This is a genomic window from Paenibacillus sp. FSL R7-0048 (assembly GCF_038004505.1).
Taxonomy (GTDB): domain Bacteria; phylum Bacillota; class Bacilli; order Paenibacillales; family Paenibacillaceae; genus Paenibacillus_AQ; species Paenibacillus_AQ odorifer.
Genome location: NZ_JBBORF010000001.1, coordinates 1,293,281 through 1,316,694, shown reverse-complemented (window position 1 = coordinate 1,316,694; position 23,414 = coordinate 1,293,281). Strand labels below are relative to the sequence as shown.

Below are 23,414 nucleotides of genomic sequence, written 5' to 3'. Positions count from 1 at the left end.
CTTATGTAATTCAGAACGGAGAGAGTGGGATTCGAACCCACGCACCGCTTACGCAGTCTAACCCCTTAGCAGAGGGTCCCCTTATAGCCACTTGGGTATCTCTCCATGAAAATGGCTCCCCGAACAGGACTCGAACCTGTGACAACTCGATTAACAGTCGAGTGCTCTACCAACTGAGCTATCAGGGAACATTACAAGTGAACATGAATTAATTTATCATGATTTCAAGGTCTAGTCAAGCGGGCAAAATAATTTTTGTGATCGTTTTCAAATTTATGCTATTATTCGGCCGCTTGCTAGATTTTTTAAAGAGATTTCCATCCCTCTCCGTCTATAGATTACACCATTCTCCATCCTGCGGAAGCTGTACCCGATCCCCCAACGATTCCTTCTCTAAATGAGCTTTTAGCTTATCTCGGGTAACCAAACAATGGTTTATGGCGTCCATGTGCACAGCAATCACTTTAGTAGAAGGAGCATATTCACATAGGTCTACGACATCCTGCTCATTCATTGTAATATGGCATCCGCTTAAAAACTGCGCACCACCAGCATTCACAACGGTCACCTCAGGTTTAAAAGCATCCAATGCCATTTTCACCTTATCACACCAAATCGTATCCCCAGCCACATATAGAACAGGTTCGCCTTCCGCCTGAAACACAAACCCGGATACCTTACCCATAAGTTTACCAGTCACTCCAGTGCCATGCCGTCCATCAGTACGTGTTATAGTTATTCCATTAAACGTCAGAGAACCGCTAATTTCCGTGGTATGCTCAAACCCCTGCTTCGCTAATTTATCTCCATCTCCTTCCTGACATAATAGTGGTAGATCATGCGGCAACAAAGAAATGGCAGCAGCATCCCAATGATCCTGATGAAGATGTGTGACAAGAATTGCATTAGGACTCAGCCATTGTTCTACGGCTCCCGGCAAAGGAACGAGCGGATTGCGGCGATCATTGTCAGTATTAAAAATAGGTGGATTAGCACCCTGTTCACTCAACATAGGATCAATTAAAAATGTACTGCCACCATACTCTAGCCATAGGGTCGCATTGCGGATATGCTGTATTTTCATCGGAAGCCCTTCTTTCTTTCAGATATCTTCTGCTACAATTAATTATAGTTGGACCTTGAAACAGAATACATTGAGATTGGAAAAAGATTGGCTCGTTCTACTTTCATGCAGAAAGGATTTTAGATAATAATGAGTTCTTATTTTATAGATGATGTGGATTTTCGCATCCTGCAGCTTCTAATTGAAGATTCCACGATCAGTCACAAAGATATTGGGCAGCAAGTGCATATGACCGGTCAGGCTGTGGGCGCACGTATTCGCAAAATGCAGGACACCGGAGTGATTGAAGGCTACACGGTACGCTGGAATCCGGATAAGGTTGGGGAGACTATTCATGCCTTTATTACTGTTTTTTTGGGTTCGAATACGGTTCACCCAGCCTTTCAGACATTCGCAAAGCAGCATGATAGTGTAAAAGAAATACATAGGGTCAGCGGAGAAGGCTGCTACTGGATACGTGTTCGTACCGGAAGCCAAGAGGAGTTGAATAGTTTTCTCGACGAACTGCTGAAGTTCGGAAATTACAGAGTCAATCTATCGATGGGAAAGCTGAAATAAGGCTGCATTGAAATCGGATATGAAGCTACTATCGGACCCAGTTGACCTTATACTCAGCATAATCGCATATTTGGCATACTATCGGACCCCATTGCCTCTATTGGCACGAAAAACACCAAATATGAGCCTCTTTCGAACGAATAGCGTCACTTGAGTCCGAAACCCTGCCCAAAAGGCTAAAAACTTGCCAATAGCGTCATTGGGGTCCGTAAGCCTCAGCCAATGATAGCTCGGCGATGTTGGTGTTGGTGTTTATGCAAGTGAATGGGTTACTCAAAGTCAATGAGCTTTCGCTTGCTCATAAGCTTTTATAGCAGGCCTGCCATCGTCAAAAACGCAGAGCAGCGATTCTCCAATAACCGGAGGATCGCTGCTCTGCTGTCCTTTTACTTATGCCATTTTGTAGCTTCTACCGCGGTAGCTAATTCAATAATTCAGCTGCTCTAAGCAACCGTACAAGAATTACGGCGGCTTCTGCACGGCTAGTATCACTGCTAGGTGCAAAGCTGCCTGATGGTTGACCTTTCATAATACCTTTTGCAGCCAGGTCAGACACTGCTTCTTTAGCCCATGAGGAAATAGTTGAAGCGTCTCTGAAAACATCTGTAGCAACGATTGCTCTAGATCCTTCAGCTTCTAGATTCAGCAGCTTCATTGCTCTGGCTGCCATAACAGCCATTTGCTCCCGTGTAATAGGGGCGTTCGGACGGAAGGTTCCATCCTCATAGCCTTGAACCAGTCCTAAGGCTGCAGCAGCTCTGGCGTCCGCTGCATACCAAGATAAATCGGACACATCACTGAAGGTCTTCGTCGTGTTCGCAGCTACAAGACCTAACGATCGAATCAGCATAGCTGCGAACTCGGCACGACTGACAGATTTCTGAGGTGCAAAGGTATCTGTGGATTGTCCGGTCAAGATCAGTCGGCTGGCAAGTCCCTCAATCTCATTTCTCGCCCAATGTGTAGCAATATCCCCAAAAGTCACAGGGTGCAGCGCAGCGACAAATACACTGCTCGCAATACTGCTCTTAACCGTAACCTTGGTCATCCCATTAACGAGCTCATACAATGCAGGTACATAACGGAAGGAACCCGTCTGTTCATCGTAAATAAGGACTACACCTGTCTTCGCATCCAGCGCCTCCTTAAGCATAAATGTACGATCTACATAAGTGGTACCGAACCCGCTTGCTGCTACAGAGGTTTTTCCATCCGTTACCTTTAGAGTGAAATTAGCCGGTGTTCCTTGCACAGTAAAGCCTTGCTGCTTAGCTTTGGCAAGCAGTTGTTCCAATCCTTTTCCGCTTAGCGAATTTACATTGAATTCCAGTGTGCCTGCCGGCATTTGTGCGGCTTTGAGCACACTCTCCACAAGCTCTAACGGGAAGCGGTAGCTCATCCCCCCACTTTCAATAACAAGCACAGCTTTGGGGCTAAGTGCCGCCGCCTTACGTAAAGCATCTGCACTAAACCGGGCTGTGCCGTCACCGTTAGCTGAAATCTCGATAACAGCCTGCCCTGCAGTCGCCTTAGCTTTTAGCAGCGCATCATGATTAGCTGCTGGCGTAGGTGCTGGTGTAGCGGTCGGTGTGCCGGTTTGAATAGGGTTCACTGACCCTGTAGGGTCTGTTGGACCAGGAGTACTTGTTGGTTCTGGAGTATTCGTTGGACTAGGAGTACTCGTCGGACTGGGAGTACTTGTTGGATCCACAGGATCGATCGGGTCTACAGGATCTATCCCGCCAGGTGATAGCACCTCAATTGTATAGACCCTCTTCTCGCTGCCCACAGTTACCGTGAAGTCTGTGATACCCGCTTTAATTCCATTAAGACTGTCGTTGGTAAATGTAGCAATCTCATTGCTCATAATATTTAGAGTAGCTTGTGCGGTAATATCTCTGCCTTCTTTATCTAGTACCTTAAGCGTAGCTGACTTACCCTGCTCTAATACCACAGGCCCGCTCTGTCCATCTGCTAGTTTGATAGAGAACGGTTTAATGGCTGAGGCTATTCCTTGATTTTGTTCTTTAATGCTTAAGTCAGGAGAGGCATTGGTCAGTAGGTTCATCCGTTCACCACGAATAATCATGTTGTCGACCAGCAGACTCCCTTTCAGATTTTTCGTAACTTCTATACCGCTTGTACCTGCGCCATCCAATACATTATTCGTCAGCACAACTCCATCAATGGAAGTGAGAGTATCTCCCTCTAGATCACCTTGAGCAATCAACCCCGAATAAGTGCTGTCCAGTGCCGTATTGTTGCGAATGAGTACTTTTCCTTTCAGATCACTCTCACCAGCATAAAGCCATAACGCACCCAGATTTACGCCGTAACCGGAATCGTAGCTGCCAGTTCTAAGCAAGGTATTTCGCTCCACAACCGTTGTTCCTTGGAAGGGCTCGGCGGTGAAACGGGTAGAGACTGCAATCCCGGCTCCATTAGTCACAGTGTCTTTTACCACGTTGTCCTGGACTTTGTTATCTTTCCCCCCAAAGATTACAATGTTATCCGCTAACCAAGGCAAGGATACCGTATTAAAACGTGCCGTGTTATTATAGCTCGGTGTACGTTCCGTACCATTCACATCCGTCAACTTGCCGTCTGTAAACGACCACATTGCGATTCCATCATCCCCTGGATAGCGGATGTCACTTTGTTCCATCATGCTGTTGCCAGTCCCTACGGCAAAGTTAATCCCGTCTGCCATAAGATTGCGGATCCGCAGACCTGCCATGTACAGACCATTCGTACGCGCCTTTTCACCCATCGGCTGAGTTAACCACAAGCCTGCTTTGGTATGTTCTATCCAAACGTTCTGTATAATCGAACCTTGGCCAAAAGCACCATGGAAAGCGTTGGTGATCGCTTCATCATCCCGTTCGTTAATGCCGCCTTCAATCATCAGATCGTAAACACCAACCTTACCGCCGTGACCATAAAACTTAGCTCCATTCAGAACCGTATACCACATGCCGGCACCACGTATTTCAGCGGTATCCAGATCCAGCAGACCCTCACCGACATTAAAGGTACCCGCCGGGAACCACACACCTTTACCTGTCGCATTCGCTTCGGCAAGGGCTGCCTTGAAGGCTGCGGTATCATCTCCCTCATCATTCGCTGCCGCTCCAAAATCCGTTACGGAAATAAATCCGTCCGGGCGAGCCAACTCAGGGGCAACCTGCTCCATATCCACCAGGTCAATGACGTAAGAAGCTGAGTTGTCTCCTGTTCCCTTCTCTAAGCGAATAGTTGCTCCGGCAGGAGCATCACCAATCAGAGCGTGGATTTCGTCAAAGAAGCGGTGTCCACTGCCTTGGCGAGGGTCATTTGACCATGGGTAGCTGCCATATTCCCAAGCATATTTGGATGTCAGCTTAAGCTGCTTCTTAACTCCATCCACATATAGAGTCAAGGTTTCTTCCGCACCAGCCCCATCTGGACTATCAGGAATAGAATATCGAAGAACGATGGAGTTAGCTGATTCTGCAAGCTTGAACTCTAGATAATCTCCCGTATTCTTTAAGGCCACCGCTTGTCGTCCAGAAGCCTCGGAAGCCATGCTGAGATATTTCCGCGACGAACCAATCAACGTTCCGTTTGTTGCTGCATCCTCAGCTTCATAGCTGATATATGGAACCGTTGCTCCACGGTATGTTTTGTTTACGCTGTTTTTTACGGTCAGGCTATCAAGGGTTACTTTACTCCAATTCACGTTGTCACTGCTTAGAGAAACCGTGTTGATGCCTGCACGAAGCTGCAGTTTTACCGCTACAGTCTTCCAAGAGGCAGACTTGCCAAGACTAACCTTGCCCCCTTCGTTTAATCCATTCACCTCTAGTGCCAGATCCGTTGCGGCAGCAGCGGTATTTTTGTATCGAATAACAGCATCGTATTCCCCAGCCTGCTGGGCGTTGACTGCAAACCGTATAACACGTTCCCCTTTGAATGCTTCTCCTCCTGCATAAATTGCATCAGCAGGGATAGGTAAGAAGCTCCAGAGCTCACTATCAGTTCCATTTGCAGCAGAACCAAGCTGAACAGCCGATGTGCTGTGAGAAAGAAGACCTGTTCCGTTCGCACTTAGCAGAAGAGCATAACCTAACTTCTCTTCCAGCTTCCATTGGGATCTTTCTGTATCTCCAGCAGCTAACAAGACCACTTGGCCCGATTCATTGAGCGAAAGATAATGTTGTGTCTGAACATTCATAATCCGTTTGCGTCCGTTTATCTCCTGGACCAGCCACTGGGATTGAGCCGCCATATCGGAAGCATCTGCATATAGGACAGCCCCCTCTTTTTCGGCCAATACTTTACCAGCCATGCCTTTCGGTACAATGGTTATGATGTTGGTATCATTTTGAACTGGAGTAGTTGTATTGTTATTGCCCAGTTCTCCAGATGGAGTAGTAAACTCCTGTGGAGCCGCCTCAAGTGTCCATAGTGCCGTACCCTCACTTTCTAGCAAAAGCGCACGTTCAGCATATCCTGTCTTATTGGCAATGTTTATTAATTCATCGTCGTATTCTCCAAAGAGACTACGAATGGTGTAATGTGTATAATCGGAAGCCAAGCTTACTTCCCAGGCAGAGGCTCCGTCTACAGCAGGTTCTGTACTACTGCTCTCCAAATATGAATAATCACCATTCAGCGTTAAAAAATGACCTGTTGCCCGGTTGGTGATCGTCTGTTTACCCTCCTGTACAGTTACATTCCAGTGCGAAAATCCATTGTCTGCTGACGGCTGCCCATACAGAACAACCCCACGCTCATTTTCGTATAAATACTCTCCGCTTCTTGCATTCTTGAATCTTACAGGGTAATCAGGCAGTGGCGGAGCAATCGCTTCAACCGCTTCAGCAGTAAAATGTGCACTGCTTTTTTCCGCTGTATCTGCAGCTTTACTGATTCGGAGAATTGGGTTGCCGTTATCATCCGGCGCACCATAGATATAGTGACCAGCCCATGAGCTCATAATGGTAGTCACACCGGACGGTTGCATATCAACCTTCCACTTAATGCTGGCCCATACATCGTACACTGTTTGCAAAGTTTGAACGCTAACTTTAGGATCAATCTCATCTACAGCCCCACCTATATGCTCAAGGGAGAGATAACGTCCAGTGCCTTTATTTTTTATCTTCACCGATCCATTGCTGCCCGCTATTTCTTGCAACTGCCAGACAAAGGAATCGTCATTCAAATCAAGTGGACCATAAGTAGCCTGGCCTACTGTTACATCCTCGTTGGCAGCTGCTAGAGGTGCAAGATTTTGGTTAGAGTGTGCAGAGTCCTGGTCAGCATAGACAGCTTCAGTAACCGTCTTGGATTCTGGCAATTCCTCTAGTGCGGCTGAAGAAGTCAGCAAAGGACCGTCCTTAAGATATTGATCCTCTCCATTTACAGCATCTAGCTGAAAACGGAACAAATCTTGTTTTTTCTCGGTGACCGGAACAAATCTCCACTGCGGACTGCCCCAACCTGGATTGATCACTCCGTACTCAGCATATTTAGTGAGGTTTTGAAGTGAAATATACTTCTCTGGGATTTTATTAGGTTCCTTGTCGAGAACGCTACTGATTACGTAGGTGTTGTTCCCAACATTTTTGCCTGTCCAGATGTATTCTCGTTCCACATGATTTCTGTCTGGAAGCTCTGTGACCTGAAGGTGGCCATTTGGCATATTCATCGTGTTCATGTAATGGCCTGTTTTCTTGTTTTTGAACAGCTTGCGGCCGTTATATTTCTCCACGAGCCACTGATCGGAGCCGTCCTTCTGCATATTTCCATATTTTAAAAGACCATCAACACTCTCATACCAATAAAATGACTTCCAGCCATTCTGAATCCGGTAATAGGGCACTGTGCCGTCAGTCGGTGTGTTAGGATCTAAAAGCTGCCACTGAGCGCTCAAAGAAGTCGCATCCCCAATCGCACCCGCATGTTCTCCACCCAATGTAGACAAATAAATGCCTGTGCTTTCGAGATTCTGAAGCGTCTGGTAATCATCATAATCATCGGAATCATTAAAAATCCATTGATCCGACGGCTGACTTCCGCTAATCTGCAAGGCCTTTGCAGTACCTTCACTATAAGAAACATAATGATCGGTTGCCGCATTACGAATACGCTTATTGCCGTCATAATCTTCTATATACCATAGATAGTCAGAGGTGTTAGCGGCATCTGGTGTAATAATTCCATGCTTAAGCTCGCCGTTTGCGGATTCATATAAGAAATCTGTAGCCACTTGTGCATCCGTATAAGTTGCCAGACGTACAGGCTGTAATTCGGAAATAGGCACGATTCTCCACTGCGCGCTTGGATTAGAGGCTGAGCCCGGCCAGCTGTTAGATCGCACATTATTGTCATCGCTGAATTGTGGATTTAGCCATAATGGACTCCCCTCTTCAGTTAAACCACTGTTACGAAGGGTAATGAAGCCCGTCCCATCAGGGCCTGGTGCATGCTCTTGGACCCATTCACTTAGCTTCACATGATCCATATCGACTTCCTGCGAAAAAACCCCAGCCCAGGTCACTTCATTTTGCTTAATATAATGACCTGTCGCACGGTTGCGAATCATTACTGTTCCGTCATCCGTCCCTGATTCAAGATACCACTGGGCCGCTTCATTGCTGACAGGCTGTTTACCGTAAAGAACATTCCCTTCACTTTCATACATTACCTGACCGGGGCGGAGACGACTCTCTAGCCGTACAGGTGCTGCATTTGGATCTATAAAAGCCCACTGCGGACTCTCAAACGTAACATTGATATCCGAGCTTACTTGCGCATAACCAAGCTGATTCTCCTCGTGGATAACCAATTTCCCCTCTGGCACAATCGCACTTCGGATGATCATGTATCCATTGCGATTGGAAGTATCGATTAGCCACTGATCCGCAACACTTCCTGAACCTTGGCGTTCTGCCGCCTTAAGTGAATCCTCTTTGCCGTTGTTACCAGCCATTGTAATGTAATGGCCTGTCTTCACATTCTTGATTCGTGACAGCCCGTTCACCGTCTCAACCGTCCAATGCGCTGAAGCATCGGCTGGATTGGTCATGCCATAACGCACGATTCCTGCGGATGTCTCATATAAAAAGTTGTTTTTCCACTTATTCTTGATGAGTACCGTACCTGATGGAATTTGCTCAGCGCCTGTTCCTCCAACTCCTTCTGCTCCCACGGAACCACTACCGGTTCCCATTACAGGCAAGCTTGAAAAAATCAGCAGCAGCGCGAGCAGACCCGCCATTGCGGACCTGATTCGTTTCATACATGTGCCCCCTCTAATTAATATGGACTTCCTTTTCATATTAGTTTGAGAACGCTTACAAAACGATGTGCGATTTTATCCAGAAAAAGGTGTATTTGTACGGATATCCAATCCCTACAACCTTCATGAAGATTGACAAATCGGTTTAACGCGATGATAGTTAGTTTTAGCTACCCGCAAGGAGTAAACAAACGGAGGTACATATGAATTTCAAAATTGATTCGCCAAAAATAGCAGATCCAGACTCTCTTCTTCCTGAGCAAATATATTCGCTGCAAACCAAGGACGAATTCAGCTGTTGCAGCATCAGCGATACGGTTATTGATAATCAAGAGGCTAATAAGGTCAGCTTTGATCGCGTGATTTTTAAAAATGTAACGATTACGGAGTGCTCCCTAACTGGGATCGAGCTTATGGACGTGATATTTGATCACTGTGATCTATCCAATGTGGATTTTACGAATGGCATTATTCATCGAACTGAATTTAGAAACTGCAAGCTCATCGGCACAGACTTTACAAGAGGCAGATTCCAGAATGTTCGGGTAGTAGATTGTATCGGGGATTTTGCTACGTTTCGATTCGCTAATCTGAAGCAGGTTGCTTTTGAGAACAGCTCATTAATGAGTTCCGACTACTATCAGTCAAATTTCCAAAAAATCAGCTTCAGCGAGTGTAATATGGATCAAGCCACATTGTCAGGATCAAAGCTTAATGGGATCGACCTTAGTGACTGCGAGTTCAGTGGCTTGATCGTGGATATCAAAGATTTAGAAGGATGCATCATTTCGCCTCAGCAAGCTGTTTCTTTTGTCGGATTATTAGGTTTGGTTATAAAATAAATAACTTCAACTTGCCCGAACATTTACCGCAGCGATAACGCTTAGGGTCTACTTTTCGCTTACGCGGATACTCCATGGCACAGGCACTGCATACAAGCTTATATCGATAGGGCAGCGGCTTCCGAGCTTTTGCACCCGGCAGTGTCTGACAGTAGCGGCTTCCGCCGACTTGCGCCAGCAGGCTTTTGAAATCAGCGTCACGATGCATATACCCTCGCTTAGCCAAATGCAAATGATAATGGCAGAGCTCATGCTTTATAATCCGCTCCGTCTCTTCTCTGCCAAACATGGCAAGCTGATGGGGATTAATCTCTATATTATGGCTTTTGGTAAAATATCGGCCGCCCGTTGAGGACAACCGGCTGTTAAAGCTGGCCTTATGCCTAAACGGCACGCCAAAGATGTCCCGTGATACCTGCTCAATCCACAGCTGCAGCTCTTCGTTGCTCATAGTTTCCATAGCGTTCTATCACAAGTCCTTTCCACGAGAAATAAGATCTCTACTTGAATTGTAACTTGTGCATAGGCTAAACTGTCAAGAAGGAAGACAAGTACGGAGGGAGAATGAACAATGCCGAAAATGCGGTATGTAATTTTGCAGCAAAATCAAGAATTACAATTCGTGGAAATGCCCGAGGAATATGCGTACCAACTAAGTGCGCTCAATTTACGCCTGAACAAAGAAATCGACAAGCTGACAGCCGATAATGTTCCGGATCTGCCCTTAGCCATCGCCGAGTGCGATTCGCTGGATCTGTTACGTGAGGATTACTCCCTGGAGTCCGGTCTGGATTATATCAATAGATTGGAACAAGCCTTCGCCTCTGTTCAAGAGCAGAAGAACTACCCACTGATCTCCCTGCTTACTGAGATACGAGCACTACAGGCTCAATTGGAGCAGTGGTACGAAGAGGAAGCAGAAAGCCTACTGTAATCCGCACCTTTAGGCTTATTTCTCCATATTCTAACTTACGTAAGTTGTTAGAGGAGGGATTCGCTTGCCACAGTGGCTCTGCCATCAGCTAATGAAAGCTTATTACAAAAAAGACCGCCGTCAGATCAAGCTGCTGAATGAGTGCTGGTTCTTTTATCGTAATTCTGCGGAATCGAGTAATGAGATGAAGTTATAGCCTCGGATGATTAAGATCTAGGACATATTTAAAGCAGCGGCTACCGTCTTTTAAAAAGACGGTAGCCGTTTTTGTTAAGAAAGGGGACTTATAATTATGATCAGTAGAACAAGACATATACAGCTGTCTCCGGAAAGTGGGACTGAGGAAGAGGACAATTATAATCTCTATGTCATAGTCACATTCCCTGACCGCTCCCGCTGGGCATCGGATTTCTACACCTTCAAGAACATCGAAGCGATCCGACAAGACTACATCCAAAGTGGTGCTTGTCTAAATGGGGCCTACTGGAGTGCACCTAATTATCTAACTGTCGTGGATCATATTGATCGCAAGCGAATTGAAGAAATCGTCGATTTATATATTTCGGAAGGTACATTCGAATACGCCTTTGAATACATAGGACAGGTCACGGAGCGGGATCTGGAGATTATCGATTATCCGGAAGGCTTTTTCAACCCTTTAGAAAAGCTTGAGCACAGGTACGTTATGCGGCAGTTCGCTGCAATTGAGTTTATGCTGGAGAATGCTGCACCAGAAACTATAGCAGTAATAAAAAAGATCATCGCAGAGAAACAATAAGACTCCGCCTTAAGAATCAATCCTTATTAAAACTTAGGAAATACATATTTAACCAAAAAGAACAGAAAACCAAAAAATATAATAATGTAAGCAGCATATTTAATAAAGGTAGATGCGACAACGCTGGAATCCGATTTCCGTTGTACCTCCCTATGCTCCACTTCAACACTTCTATCCTTATAGCCCGTTTCCATCAGCAATCTCTCCTTTCGAATGTTCATCTTTGATAGCCTCCATTAACCCGAGGCTTTCAAGATTGAATCAAAATTCTAGATTGGATTAAAAAAAAGACCGGAATTCTCTTCAGCTTTTCGAGCTGAGAAATTCAGGTCTTCTTTCTACTTACCCTTTAACCGAACCCGCCGCAATTCCCTCAACGATACGGTTACTGAGGAACAGGAATGTAATCAGGATAGGCAAAATACTGATCATAAGCGTTGCCCCGATCGCACCCCAATCTGTCGTATATTGACCAATGAAGTTTTGCACCCCCACGGTCAGCGTCTTGTAAGAATCAGAACTAATAAATGTGTTTACAAAAATAAATTCGTTCCAGTTATAGATCATATTAATAATGGCTGTAGTCGCGATCACCGAGCTTGTCATAGGAAGTATAATTCTAAAAAACATTCTGTTCACGGAACAACCATCAATTACTGCAGCCTCTTCCACTTCGCGTGGCAGTGCGTAATAGAAACCCAGCAAAATCATAATCGTTATCGGCATGTTAAAAGCGACATAAGACAAAATAAGTGACAAAGGGTGATCCGTTAAGCCAATCTTATTGAATATACTAAATAACGGAATAAGCGTGGAGTGAACAGGAATCATCATCGCTACCATAAACAATCCCAGTACGAACGAGCTTCCCTTCCATTTCATCCTGGTAACTGCATACGTAACCAAGCTCCCGAAGATAACCGTTAACACCGTAGCCACGATGGTAATCCATACGCTATTGAAGAAATACACGTTGATGTTCCCTACATTCCAGACCTTCGCGTAATTCTCCCAATGAGGATTCATCGGCAACGATAGAGCAGGAAGGTTGAACACTTCCTGATTATTTTTTAATGAGAAAAACAGCAGCCATACAAGCGGAAACAATTGCAGAGCAGCAACGGCAATCAACACGATATATAGCAATGAGTAGCCTAATTTACGTGTGATCTCCGTGCCAGCGCCGCCTGTCTTTGGCCCGATTTCTAGCCTTCCTGCAGTTCCAGACATCATGAAGCGCCCCTCCTTATGAGTATTGGATCGAATCTTTCGTAGCAGTTAATTTGCGAATGACCCAAGTAATGACGAGACAGATGACGAGCAGGAAGAAACCAATTGCGCTCCCGTAGCCAAAATCATAAGCCCGAAAAGCCTGATGATACATATAAGACGCCATCACTTCACTAGAGCCATTAGGACCTCCATCCGTCATAACAAAGATTAAGTCAAAATACTTCAGAGAACCTACAACGGCCAGAACAATCGTAACTTTAATGACTTCCATTGCGAGTGGAAGCTTAATTTTCCAAGCGATTTGTAAGGCAGAGGCTCCGTCAATCTTTGCTGCCTCTTCCAGAGAGGTCGGGATATTCTTGAGTGCTGCGTAATAGATCAGAATATAGAAACCAGCATATTGCCACAGAATGGGAATAAATAAAGCAAACAAAACTAATGTAGGCTCTGCAAGCCATGCAGGAGGATTAGCAAAACCAATGGATACTAATAAGCTGTTCACAATTCCGTTCGTCGGATGATAAATTCTTAGCCAAAGCTGCGCAATCGCAACGGACGATAGCAGCATCGGAATCAGATATATTTTGCGAAACAAGTTAGCTCCCTTGATCCGGGCGGCTAATACCATAGCAATTGCCAAATAAATAATGAGACTTAGGGTAGAAAACAACGCTAACTGCAGAGAATGCCAAGCACTATTCCAGAAGGTTTGGTCTGTTAGCAAAGCTTTATAGTTATCAAATCCGATAAAAGTCAGAGCACCTATGCCATTCCACTTATTCAGTCCATAATAACCCGTTAGAACAATCGGAATATATACAATAGCCAGAATGAGAAGCAAGGCGGGAAATACATATAACGCGATTATTTTTTTGTTAGACATCACTTTATCCAAAGTGTCCGACTCCTTTCCTTCATAAACCGTTTGAGGAAAGGCTTATCCGGCATCACGCTGCCGGATAAGCTAATTGTCCCCTTCGCCTAGTTGTCGAAGCTTTAGTTGCCTTTAGAGATGGCCGCGTCATGCTCCTCGGAATACTTCTCTGGCGTCACCGCTTTGCCAAAAAGAGCCTGGATCATATTCAGATGCGTTTCTGCTGCATTGGCACGCATTTGAACATCTGCGAATAAAGTGATGCTGCTAGCTTTGTTCATTTCGTTAAACAAATCGATGTAGAGCTGTGGTAGATCCAGTGTGGCGGTGTCCACCTTCGTAGCTGGAATAACACCTGCTCCAGTTACGGATTGCTCTCCCCATTTGGATACGAAATACTCGACGAATAATTTTGCTTCTTCTTTTACCTCAGAGTTCTCAGCAACAAATAATCCTACACCTGGTCCACCTACCCAGCTGTTAATGTCTCCCTTCCCGCCTTCAACTGTCGGGAATTTGAAGAAACCAACACTATTACGGAATTCCAGTGGAATTTCTTCATTCGTTGTGAAGTTTGGCAGATCCCATGATCCCATCATGTACATTGCCGCCTTGCCATTTACGAACTCTGATTTTGCCTCTTCATTTGATAAACCGTTGAATCCCTTAACAAATGCATTGCTGTCTACAAGTGATTGGACCTCTGATGCCGCCTTTACTAATCCTTCATCCATAAATGAGCCTGATCCACTGATCGCACCTGCAAGTGCCTGTTGGCCTGCGATCCGATCAGCTAGATACATATACCAAAGCGATCCTGTCCAGCGATCCTTATTGCCGAGAGCAATCGGTGCAATGCCCCCATCAGATAGTGTTTTTACAACTTGCTTAAACTGATCGTAGGTTTGTGGAACCTCAAGATTATACTTTTCAAAAATAGCTTTATTGTAGTAGATAGGTGCGATGTTAAACTCAAGTGGAAGCGCATACGTTTTATCGTTAATAGCATAAGCTTCTGTAGTTCCTGCGACGAACTTGTCTTTTAATTCACCATTCAACAAGTCATCTACAGGTGCGAACAGATTTCCTTCAACGTAAGGCTGCAAAAAGCCAGCGGCCCAAGTTACCCCAACGTCTGGCAATTCGTTAGAAGCAGATAATACCTTCAGCTTATTTTTGTATTGCTCGTTGTCCAGAACCTCTTGCTTGATTACAACATTGGGATGCTCTGTTTGATATTCTTTAATGATTTGATTAACAATTTTATTTTGTCCGGCAGAAACACCTTCTGGCCATAAATGCATGAAGTTAACGGTGACTTTGTCGCTTCCCCCATTTGCACTACCTTTAGATTCACCTGCATTGTTATCTTTTTGACCACAACCAGCTGTGACAAGAACGAGGCACATCGTTAAGAACAATATTGTCCATTTTTTATTGCGCACGCTTACAACCCCTTTTCTATTGTTGTCTAGCGGCCTTGTAACCGCTTAACTAAATTGTAGCTTGGATCCCATGATGTCGTAAGGTCATAAGGATTGGGACTAATACCACTATTATTGGATTCTTTCCTCCGTGGTCATGACGTTCTGGCGGTATTGCCCTGGACTAACATTTTCGAGTGCACGAAATACCTTCACAAAATATTTGGCCGTCTGATAGCCTACTTGTTCCGCGATTTCAGCAATGGACAACCGTGTGCTCACCAGTAGTTCTTTGGCTCGTTGTATTCTCCTTCTCGTTACATATTCACTGTAAGTCAGTCCCGTCTGCTCTTTGAAAAGGACGCTGAAATAGCTGGCATTCATGTGTAATTGATCCACTATATCACGCATGGATATCGATTCGTGAAGATGTTCGTCTAAGTATTGGAGTGCCTCACGCACTTGAGTGCTATACACTTTCTCCTGCTGTACCGTTTCCATAAGCTTGGGATCGATCAGCTTCTCCATTCGTTCGATTCGATAAATATCATCCTTGCGTTTCAATGCTAATTCCACTGCTCGGACCAGCTTCGTTTTATCGAGTGGCTTCAGTAAATATTCAACTACACCAAACTGCAAGGCTTTCTGTGCATAGTCAAATTCAGGATGGCCGGAGATCACAATAACCACTGGAGGATGAGGCATTTCGTTCAGCTTTTCAACTAATTCTAGCCCTCCAATCTCAGGCATGCGCACATCGGTAATAAGCAGATTAACTTCGTTATTTTGCAGCCATGCCAGTGCCTCAACACCGCTTGCTGCGGTTTCGATGCGATATTGACCGGATGACCAGGCTTCTAATGTTTTACGAACCCCTTCTCTTGTTCTCGGTTCATCATCTACGATGAGTATAGTTTTCACGTGTTTTTCCCCTCTCCAGGTTCATTCGGTATTTCAAAAGAGATGCTAGTTCCATAACCTTCTTCACTTCGTATTTCAAGCCCGTCCGTATTGTCTACGTAACTGAGTTTCAGTCTCCGCTCTATATTAGCAATACCAATCCCAGTCCCTTTGGAAGACCTCATGCTCCCCTTCTCCATGGTGTGATAGATAGACGATATCTTTGCTGCATCCATCCCTGGACCATCGTCAGTTACCGTAACCAATGTATATCCCGGACGACTTGAAGGTCTGACAATTAGCATGACTGTCCCCGGTCCAACCCTTTGCTCTACGCCATGAAGAATCGCATTTTCGACAAGAGGCTGGATTAACAGCTTCGGTAGCGGGACACTTCGGCAAGCTTCATCTGACTCAATCCGCCAGGATAACCTGTCGAGCATACGCATCTCCATAATCTTCAAATATCTTTCGGCATGGTCGAGCTCATCGCCGATAGTCACCCATTCATCATCATCAGTTCGATTGATGACATAACGAAAAAGCCCCGACATATCAACCACAATTTGAGCTAATTCCTCCTCACCCTTTTCATCGAGGGCCCAGTAGAATGCTTCTAATGTATTAAATAAGAAATGCGGATTGATTTGAGCCTGAAGTGCCTTTAATTCTGTGCGACTCTGGACGATCTCCTTCTGATAGACGACTTCAATTAGTTCATTCAGAGAGTGAACCATCTGGTTGTAAGTATTATTGAGCTCATTGATCTCCATAGTGGTAGAAGTGACTGAAATCGGTTTCAAGGTTCCAAATCGCGAACCGCGCATCACTTTAATCAAATTCAGTATGGGACGTGTAATCATCGTGGATAAAATAAAAGTAAAGATGAGAAACAATAAACTGCCAACAACACCGGATACGATGATCGCTGTACGAAGGACAGATATCCCCTCTGTCGTATAGTCAACTGGAGTGAGGATTACTAGCCTCCAACCTGTTGCCTTGGACTGCTTCTGAATTACAATGTAGTCTTCTCCGCCAACCTCAACCTTTTCTCCTCCATGATCCAGTATCTTATTTGCATTGACATTTACGGAAAAATCGGAAGAAATTTGCCGTCCCGCTTCATCAAATAATCTCATTAATTCACGCGTTTCCGCCTGCGAGCTGTCCACCTCATCCGTAAGCTGGAAGTAACTTTTCTCAATTTGAACCATAATATAGCCAGCTTTCGTGAATGAATGATCAATCAGCCTAATATTACGAATCGCAATGACGATATCCGAATTCCGCGGGTCAAGTCCAAACCATACGAGACGTCCTTTGCCCTCGTCCACCCGGCTGATCCATTCTTCGGATACTCGATTGTTCAGGCTGGCGTCATCAACTGAGAGTAATTTCTGATAATCACCTGCATACAGCTCAATGGAACGAATCCCTGTCGCATACGCCTCATATTTACGTACTTCCTGCTGGATGGTTTGACGTTCGGCGAAACTGATCGGCTTTCCTTCGGCCTCTTGAGCGAGCAATCGCTGAATGGAGGCGTTGGTTGCCACTTGCGCCGTCAACGTATTAATCTGCCGGATCAGTACATCCAATTTGCCCGTTGCCTGAACTGCAGTCTGTTCAATGTGCTTCTCCGCACTATTGCGTAATAGAACCGAAACTTGCCCGTACATAAAAAAACCAACCGTGGCTAGTACGATCACCATGACAAACATGAAACCCAGGAAAATTTGATTACGCAATGTGTTTAACTGTCCAAACCTCGTCAATCTTTACACTCCCTTCCGCCTGATAGACTTGATTCCTCATCAAAAAAGATGACCCTTAAATCTTCAGGAATCATCTGCAGCTCTAGTTATTTGTTAATTCAGCCTTTGGATTATATGATATCAGTGATTAGTTTCTGAGCCCATATCCATATCGCGTTTTAATTTATCCAAATCAACCAAAAAAACAATATAGAATATATACTCGTGCCTACCAGAGTTGCACACAAAAAAACCGTACCTCCGCTGACCCGGGTATACCGGAATAGCAGTGTACGGCTTGTATTTTTAAATGTGGAGGTTCTAATTAAAACTACGGTTGGACACCCATGAACCCTGCAATTTACGCAGCATAATAATTTGTCCAGTATGGTAAGAATCGTGTAGGATAAGGCTCATTACCTCTTCCCCTGGCGCATGACCCGAACCGCCCCAATCATACGCGCCTTCTTCCAACGCTTCAATGATTTCTCTAAGAGCAGCATGCACGTCCTTCAGGTCTGCAACGGCTTTCGCCCATGCTTCTTCTCCTTCAGCTGTTACAGTAAAGGTATCATCGTTGCTTTCAGCATCGGGTTGTTTGGGCAACCCTTTTAGCTTTCGCAGCAAACGCACCTTATAATAAGTTAGATGGTTAACCGTTTCCCAGATAGAATTGGCCGCCCCACCCTCTGGCTTCCAGAGAGCCTGTTTGCTATCCACACCTTCCAGCGCATCGCTAAGCGGCGGAGCCCAATCCTCGATATCCATGCAATAATCCCAATTTTGGAGCAAGACCTCACTGATTTTATTTTGCATGTTCAACCTCCTAAAAATTTGTGTAAACATAAACTTCATGGTGTAGCTTCAAAAAGAACTACTTCAAAGCGAACTAATATGTAACGACTTAAACCATAATATAGTGGTTACAAAAGAAATGTAGCATATTTCCAGATTGTATTCAAGTAACTAGCTAAACTTATTTTTAACTGTTACAATGATTTGTAATGAGCGTTGAATCGGAAAGGATGAACAGACCGTGTTGTGGGAGGATTTCATTAACAGCTACTGGCGGGATTGGCGAACAGGAGATAAGAATAAAGATCGGGACAGGCTCGATGAAGAAGAATGGGTTTTTAAATGGCTGAAGGAGTATTCTCTTTTAGAAACACAGATGCCGAACACGATAGAAATGGCGCAGCTTAAAAAGCTTCGCTCACTACTATGGAACTGGGTACAGGCTATTGTGCAAGGAAACACGGTGTATGGAGAAATGCTTGAACAGCTCAATATCTATTTGGACAAGGGTCCTGTTACACGGCGAATTGTGTGGAAAGGCGACGAGCAAGCGGAAATAAAGCTGTTGCCACTTCATAGCGGTTGGGAGCAGGTGATGGCGGAGATTGCGGCGTCTTTTGCCGAGGCATTGCTTGAAAAAGAACCCACAAGATTCCGCATCTGCGAGAATCCCGATTGCCTCTGGGTCTATTATGATGATACACGCAACCGCTCCAAGCGGTACTGCGATGACAAAGCTTGTGGCAACCTTATGAAGGTGCGGCGCTTCCGGGCGCGGAAGAAGGCTGAGTCTGAGGGGGAATAGAGTCTATAGGCTAATACTTTATATTAAAACTCTTATACTTAATGTAAGCTTGTTCCGTGTAGGAAGAATAAACTTGAGGTTATTAGCGCAGTGTGAATTACGTACATTTTTCACTCTCTATGCATCCATTAGAGCCTATGGTTAAGCTGGTAGTGAGGGAGGCGTGATCCAACCCACTGTCAGATCCCCCTCGTGATAGCTTTCAATGATAATTCCTTTATCCATATTTATAATCCATGTATCAAATCCAACAGCAATAACATCATTGAAGTTATTTATAATATTATTTAAATTAGTTTCCACTACCGGAAGATTGATCTCATTCCACACAATAAAATAGTTATCACGCAATAAAATAGATTCTATGTCTTTCAATTCTTCCGGCGTCTTAAAGGATTTCTTTTGATCAATAGATTCCCAGTCAATCCGCGCCCACTGTGTGAAATTAACTATACTCTCCATCATAGATACAATCTCGGACGACTTTTCTAAACTATATATTCTTGTGTTGGGACCTAAAGCTTCGATACACTCACTGTAAAGAGAACCTAGTGGGTTTTCTATTTTCACTCTTTTTTTCAGTTGCTCCATACGTAATAGCCGTGCTTGTTTATCGCTCACTTTCTCACAACCTTTAACTCATCCTATTTTTTAGCGAAAAAAACCTGGCCTTCTCTAGATAGTTTTGTGCACGGAGCTTAATGAACTCGTAAAATAACTGCATTTCATACACTTATTCCGCATCCAAAGGGGATCATCAGGACTTTAATTGTATTCTGTACACTTAAAAACTAGAAAATGTGCCCATAGAGTAATAAATCACAAAAATAGGTGTACGAAATACAGTTATATCCTTTGGCGGGTTATTTGTGGGATTATAGTTGTACAAAATACAGTTAAAAGCTTCTGCACATCGCTCTCCTTGGCTCTTAATCCCCAACAACCCCAATATCCCTCCACCCGATCATGATCTCTTCAACAATCTCATTCCCAATCTTCACTTCTTTTGTCGCAACAGATTGCCCACCCACTTTGTGGTAGAAATGAATCGCGGGATTTCCTGTTACCACCCAAGTCATGAACGAGCTATAATTTTTCTCCAATAAATTCTGTGCTACGCTTCTTATGAGTTGCCTTCCAAGACCCTTTCCTTGCTGTTCCTTAAGCAAATAGAGTGCATATAGCTCCGCATCATAGAGATCAGAGAGATCTGACCCTCTTCGCGCTCCTCCATTTGCAAAACCAATAATCGTCCCAGCCCCATCTTCGGCCACATACATAACCTCGTCTTTATTGGGGTTTTCAAAATTCCGAATCCAGAGCTTTCTTCTTGCTTCCACGGTGATTTTATCGAGAAACTCGTCCGATATTAGCCCTCTGTACGTGGTTTTCCAACTCGCAGCGTGGACAAAAGCGATCCCGTCTATATCACTAGCTGTTGCTTCTCTAATCTTCAATTTATATCCCCCTCAGATTTCCGATAAAAGCTTCAGCTAGTCCAAGATTGACAGTACTTGCTTATGAATAGTAACTATTTAAGGATTCTCTAAAGACATTAATGGGCTCTTTATAATCAATAGGTTTATATATAATAGTGTTCAACCACTTATTCCTCTCAAGCAAGCTGAAATCACTTTGAGCTACCGAATTGTATAGTGTTATTTCATTCATTGTTCCAAGTACACTTTTATTATTTGTACGGGATATAGTGATTTCTCCGGCCTCTAGTAAATACTGATTTATGAGCTGCTTCTTAAAACCCTCCTGCAATAAATACTCCTTAAGTTCTATTCTGAACTTTTCAACCAATTTATCAGCTTGACCACTTCTTATTCCATCCAATAATATACATAACCGGCTTGCATCATGTACAAATAAAATATGTTTTTTTCTGAGTTGCATAATATTCACATGCCAACTAAAAAAGGAGGAGATGTCTTCTACTTCTACTGAAGCTACTTTCATATCTTTTAATAATTTCTGAGTATATCTTAGTACTAACATCGCTGACACGCTCCTTTGTCTTCACCCTGCCTATTAGTCTCAATAGTCCTTCTACCTCAATTTACCCTTGCAGTGCCTTTCGCACGCTTAATATATATTTCGCCTGATCAAGTGGGTTCACGCCCCGGCGGGTGCGCTCAGCAGATACGTCTGGTGGACATTCTTCATAGCCGTCAAAAAAAGAAGTAAACGTGCTGCGCCCCTTCGTGTAGGAGCTTAAGCTGACAGGATAATCAAGTGACGTTGCCAGCGGCAGACGTCCTTCGATAATCATCCGTTCGCCTTGCAGCACGGGAGGCTCGAACGTGCCGCGCATCTGCACGAGGTCGTTCATCACCCGGCCGCCATTCTCCTCAGGGACCACGATGCGAACCTGCAGAATCGGCTCCAGAAGCTTAGTGCCTACCCGAGCGAGTCCGTCCATAATTCCCATCGGAGTCGCCACAGCAAAATCCAGCGGATGGGTATGCCATACATGATGCTGTCCCTCGGTCAAGGTCACTTTAAGGTCGGTAACCTCCCAGCCATACAAACCCTGTTGTAGGACTTCCGGTACACGGCGTGCGGTTTCGCTCTGGTATTGCGGCAGCAGATCGGAACTCCGCACTATCGAATCATAGACTAAACCACTGCCCGGAGGTCCAGGCTCAATCTGAAAGCGTAGAATCGCCCAGCACGGTTTCGGCATCGTATAAGCGATAAAACCTTCCCCTGCACGGGCTGGCGTTTCTTTATAAATGACAGAAGGCTGACCGAAGGTCACCTTCAGCGCATATCGCTCCTCCAGAACACTGTTCAGAATCTCCAGCTGAATCGGTCCCATTACTTTGATATGCAGCTCCCGCTCATCCTGCAGCCACTGTGCATCCAAAAGCGGATCTTCATCCGCCAGCTCCTGCAGCGCCCCGATAACCTTATGGTCATCCATATCTGGCTCCCAGAATACACGCACCGTTAGCAGCGGTACAGCCAGCTTCGCCTCCTCCGGAATGGCCCCCGGATGGCCGAGCACATCTCCGATGCGCACCCCGGAAAGACCATAGATAACAGCAATATCTCCCGCTTCAAGCGCTCCGACATCCTCGATCCGACCACCTTCGACCTTGCGGATCTGGGTCACTTTTCCCTGAATATCCTGCGTATAATTCAACAGCGTATCGCGGTTACGGATCGTCCCTTCATACAGGCGGACAAACGCCATCCGTCCCATACTTTTATCACGTTGAATATTGTATACGATGCCTGACACCGGACCCTCCACATTCCCACCAGCGCGCGGATAATACTCAACCATCGCATCCAGCAAGGCAGTAATCCCAAGCCCCTTGGCGGCGACGCCATAAACCATCGGAAAAAAGCGACCTGATGAGGAGGCTGTTTTCATATATTTTTTCCATTCAGCCAAATCAATCGGACTACCAGACATATACTTCTCCAACAGCTCTTCGTCCCGTTCAGCTAAAGCCTCTAATAATTCTGTTCGCTTGTTAGCATCAGCTTCATTCTCCCATAAATCTCTTGCTCCTATGTACTCCTTCTCTTTGCCGATGGGTTGCTGAACTGGAATAATATCACTAGACAAATAATTTCGCGCCTCTGCCAGCACAGCTTCAGGGTCAGCACCTACACGATCCATTTTGTTCACAAAAATAAGTGTGGGGATTCCCAGCTTGCGCAGCGCGTTCCAGATCATCTCGCTTTGGGCCTGCACACCCTCCACGGCTGAAAGAACAAGCACCGCACAATCCATCACCCGCAAAGACCGCTCAACTTCGGACAGAAAATCGACGTGCCCCGGGGTATCGACCAGATTAATCTGCACACCTTTCCAAGCAAAAGAAGCCAATGCCGCCCGTACGGATATCCCCCGCTGCCGCTCCACATCCATAGAATCCGTCAATGCCGTCCCCGTATCTACGCTGCCAAGCGCTCGAATGCGACCGCTTTCATACAAAATATGCTCCGTTGTTGTTGTCTTCCCAGCGTCCACATGGGCAAATATCCCCACATTAATCCGTTCTGCTCCCTGCTGCTGAATCATCTATAGTTCCCCTATCATGAGCTAGATTTATCTAAATTTATCTGAATTTATATTATTTACATCCTTATGTTCCATAGTAATATATCCATCCACGTTGTTC

At 45.0% G+C, this 23,414-nt stretch carries 20 protein-coding genes and 2 tRNA genes; 6 read left to right on the top strand and 16 right to left on the bottom strand.

Annotation, left to right across the window (positions count from 1 at the left end; genetic code table 11):
* Window positions 1-16 precede the first annotated feature (16 nt).
* The 3 genes from NSQ91_RS05655 to NSQ91_RS05645 form a co-directional block, all read right to left on the bottom strand.
* Window positions 17-105: transfer RNA gene (locus NSQ91_RS05655), tRNA-Ser, on the bottom strand.
* 7 nt (window positions 106-112) lie between these two features.
* A tRNA-Asn gene (locus NSQ91_RS05650) sits at window positions 113-188 on the bottom strand.
* A gap of 143 nt (window positions 189-331) precedes the next feature.
* Window positions 332-1,084, bottom strand: coding sequence for an MBL fold metallo-hydrolase (locus NSQ91_RS05645; RefSeq protein WP_076277915.1), 753 nt, complete (start codon window positions 1,082-1,084; stop codon window positions 332-334).
* Window positions 1,085-1,213: 129 nt separating this feature from the next.
* Here NSQ91_RS05645 and NSQ91_RS05640 point away from each other — a divergent pair, with 129 nt between their 5' ends.
* Window positions 1,214-1,642, top strand: coding sequence for an Lrp/AsnC family transcriptional regulator (locus tag NSQ91_RS05640; RefSeq protein WP_076277914.1), 429 nt, complete (start codon window positions 1,214-1,216; stop codon window positions 1,640-1,642).
* A gap of 421 nt (window positions 1,643-2,063) precedes the next feature.
* On the opposite strand, the gene NSQ91_RS05635 is transcribed toward NSQ91_RS05640, so the two are convergent.
* Complete coding sequence (locus NSQ91_RS05635) at window positions 2,064-8,927, bottom strand: S-layer homology domain-containing protein (protein ID WP_340916803.1); 6,864 nt, start codon at window positions 8,925-8,927, stop codon at window positions 2,064-2,066.
* Window positions 8,928-9,130: 203 nt separating this feature from the next.
* Here NSQ91_RS05635 and NSQ91_RS05630 point away from each other — a divergent pair, with 203 nt between their 5' ends.
* Window positions 9,131-9,769, top strand: a complete 639-nt coding sequence (locus tag NSQ91_RS05630; RefSeq protein WP_076282038.1) for a pentapeptide repeat-containing protein — start codon at window positions 9,131-9,133, stop codon at window positions 9,767-9,769.
* Here the strand turns inward: NSQ91_RS05630 and NSQ91_RS05625 are convergent.
* Complete coding sequence (locus NSQ91_RS05625) at window positions 9,759-10,220, bottom strand: SprT family protein (protein WP_340921410.1); 462 nt, start codon at window positions 10,218-10,220, stop codon at window positions 9,759-9,761. The two genes, NSQ91_RS05630 and NSQ91_RS05625, sit on opposite strands and share 11 nt — an antisense overlap.
* A gap of 120 nt (window positions 10,221-10,340) precedes the next feature.
* Between NSQ91_RS05625 and NSQ91_RS05620 the strand changes: the two genes are divergently transcribed.
* From NSQ91_RS05620 to NSQ91_RS05610, 3 genes are all read left to right on the top strand, one after another.
* On the top strand, window positions 10,341-10,703 hold the full coding sequence (locus NSQ91_RS05620; RefSeq protein ID WP_036686808.1) for a hypothetical protein: 363 nt from the start codon (window positions 10,341-10,343) through the stop codon (window positions 10,701-10,703).
* 64 nt (window positions 10,704-10,767) lie between these two features.
* Window positions 10,768-10,899, top strand: coding sequence for a cortex morphogenetic protein CmpA (gene cmpA, locus NSQ91_RS05615; RefSeq protein WP_094903512.1), 132 nt, complete (start codon window positions 10,768-10,770; stop codon window positions 10,897-10,899).
* Between the two features lie 96 nt (window positions 10,900-10,995).
* Window positions 10,996-11,481: a hypothetical protein gene (locus NSQ91_RS05610; RefSeq protein ID WP_076280204.1), complete on the top strand. Its 486-nt coding sequence runs from the start codon at window positions 10,996-10,998 to the stop codon at window positions 11,479-11,481.
* Between the two features lie 26 nt (window positions 11,482-11,507).
* On the opposite strand, the gene NSQ91_RS05605 is transcribed toward NSQ91_RS05610, so the two are convergent.
* The 7 genes from NSQ91_RS05605 to NSQ91_RS05575 form a co-directional block, all read right to left on the bottom strand.
* Window positions 11,508-11,702, bottom strand: coding sequence for a hypothetical protein (locus NSQ91_RS05605; RefSeq protein WP_076305364.1), 195 nt, complete (start codon window positions 11,700-11,702; stop codon window positions 11,508-11,510).
* A gap of 121 nt (window positions 11,703-11,823) precedes the next feature.
* Entirely contained in the window at window positions 11,824-12,714 is an 891-nt protein-coding gene (locus NSQ91_RS05600) for a carbohydrate ABC transporter permease (protein WP_076219626.1), read from the bottom strand.
* 13 nt (window positions 12,715-12,727) lie between these two features.
* On the bottom strand, window positions 12,728-13,609 hold the full coding sequence (locus NSQ91_RS05595) for a carbohydrate ABC transporter permease (protein WP_036686803.1): 882 nt from the start codon (window positions 13,607-13,609) through the stop codon (window positions 12,728-12,730).
* 101 nt (window positions 13,610-13,710) lie between these two features.
* On the bottom strand, window positions 13,711-15,033 hold the full coding sequence (locus NSQ91_RS05590; protein WP_038569072.1) for an extracellular solute-binding protein: 1,323 nt from the start codon (window positions 15,031-15,033) through the stop codon (window positions 13,711-13,713).
* 111 nt (window positions 15,034-15,144) lie between these two features.
* Entirely contained in the window at window positions 15,145-15,933 is a 789-nt protein-coding gene (locus tag NSQ91_RS05585) for a response regulator transcription factor (protein ID WP_076305363.1), read from the bottom strand.
* The gene (locus tag NSQ91_RS05580; protein WP_038569068.1) at window positions 15,930-17,690 is read right to left on the bottom strand and encodes a cache domain-containing sensor histidine kinase; all 1,761 of its coding nucleotides are present in this window, start codon (window positions 17,688-17,690) and stop codon (window positions 15,930-15,932) included. Before NSQ91_RS05580 ends, NSQ91_RS05585 begins: the two co-directional genes overlap by 4 nt.
* A 300-nt stretch (window positions 17,691-17,990) precedes the next feature.
* Window positions 17,991-18,485, bottom strand: coding sequence for a DinB family protein (locus tag NSQ91_RS05575; protein WP_036686798.1), 495 nt, complete (start codon window positions 18,483-18,485; stop codon window positions 17,991-17,993).
* 220 nt (window positions 18,486-18,705) lie between these two features.
* Between NSQ91_RS05575 and NSQ91_RS05570 the strand changes: the two genes are divergently transcribed.
* The gene (locus tag NSQ91_RS05570; RefSeq protein WP_076305362.1) at window positions 18,706-19,269 is read left to right on the top strand and encodes a CGNR zinc finger domain-containing protein; all 564 of its coding nucleotides are present in this window, start codon (window positions 18,706-18,708) and stop codon (window positions 19,267-19,269) included.
* A gap of 141 nt (window positions 19,270-19,410) precedes the next feature.
* On the opposite strand, the gene NSQ91_RS05565 is transcribed toward NSQ91_RS05570, so the two are convergent.
* From NSQ91_RS05565 to NSQ91_RS05550, 4 genes are all read right to left on the bottom strand, one after another.
* Window positions 19,411-19,890, bottom strand: a complete 480-nt coding sequence (locus NSQ91_RS05565) for a CDI toxin immunity protein (RefSeq protein ID WP_076303353.1) — start codon at window positions 19,888-19,890, stop codon at window positions 19,411-19,413.
* A 308-nt stretch (window positions 19,891-20,198) separates the two neighbouring features.
* The gene (locus NSQ91_RS05560) at window positions 20,199-20,726 is read right to left on the bottom strand and encodes a GNAT family N-acetyltransferase (RefSeq protein ID WP_076305361.1); all 528 of its coding nucleotides are present in this window, start codon (window positions 20,724-20,726) and stop codon (window positions 20,199-20,201) included.
* 61 nt (window positions 20,727-20,787) lie between these two features.
* The gene (locus NSQ91_RS05555; RefSeq protein ID WP_076305360.1) at window positions 20,788-21,273 is read right to left on the bottom strand and encodes a DUF6933 domain-containing protein; all 486 of its coding nucleotides are present in this window, start codon (window positions 21,271-21,273) and stop codon (window positions 20,788-20,790) included.
* A gap of 61 nt (window positions 21,274-21,334) precedes the next feature.
* Complete coding sequence (locus NSQ91_RS05550; RefSeq protein ID WP_076305359.1) at window positions 21,335-23,314, bottom strand: GTP-binding protein; 1,980 nt, start codon at window positions 23,312-23,314, stop codon at window positions 21,335-21,337.
* Window positions 23,315-23,414 lie beyond the last annotated feature (100 nt).

Bases quoted from the DNA above. Each gene is read 5' to 3' on its own strand.
- NSQ91_RS05555 (WP_076305360.1), bottom strand. From the start codon at position 21,273: ATGTTAGTACTAAGATATACTCAGAAATTATTAAAAGATATGAAAGTA.
- NSQ91_RS05640 (WP_076277914.1), top strand. From the start codon at position 1,214: ATGAGTTCTTATTTTATAGATGATGTGGATTTTCGCATCCTGCAGCTT.
- NSQ91_RS05630 (WP_076282038.1), top strand. From the start codon at position 9,131: ATGAATTTCAAAATTGATTCGCCAAAAATAGCAGATCCAGACTCTCTT.
- NSQ91_RS05605 (WP_076305364.1), bottom strand. From the start codon at position 11,702: ATGAACATTCGAAAGGAGAGATTGCTGATGGAAACGGGCTATAAGGAT.
- NSQ91_RS05575 (WP_036686798.1), bottom strand. From the start codon at position 18,485: ATGCAAAATAAAATCAGTGAGGTCTTGCTCCAAAATTGGGATTATTGC.
- NSQ91_RS05600 (WP_076219626.1), bottom strand. From the start codon at position 12,714: ATGATGTCTGGAACTGCAGGAAGGCTAGAAATCGGGCCAAAGACAGGC.
- NSQ91_RS05610 (WP_076280204.1), top strand. From the start codon at position 10,996: ATGATCAGTAGAACAAGACATATACAGCTGTCTCCGGAAAGTGGGACT.
- NSQ91_RS05625 (WP_340921410.1), bottom strand. From the start codon at position 10,220: ATGAGCAACGAAGAGCTGCAGCTGTGGATTGAGCAGGTATCACGGGAC.
- NSQ91_RS05550 (WP_076305359.1), bottom strand. From the start codon at position 23,314: ATGATTCAGCAGCAGGGAGCAGAACGGATTAATGTGGGGATATTTGCC.
- NSQ91_RS05620 (WP_036686808.1), top strand. From the start codon at position 10,341: ATGCCGAAAATGCGGTATGTAATTTTGCAGCAAAATCAAGAATTACAA.
- NSQ91_RS05645 (WP_076277915.1), bottom strand. From the start codon at position 1,084: ATGAAAATACAGCATATCCGCAATGCGACCCTATGGCTAGAGTATGGT.
- NSQ91_RS05635 (WP_340916803.1), bottom strand. From the start codon at position 8,927: ATGAAACGAATCAGGTCCGCAATGGCGGGTCTGCTCGCGCTGCTGCTG.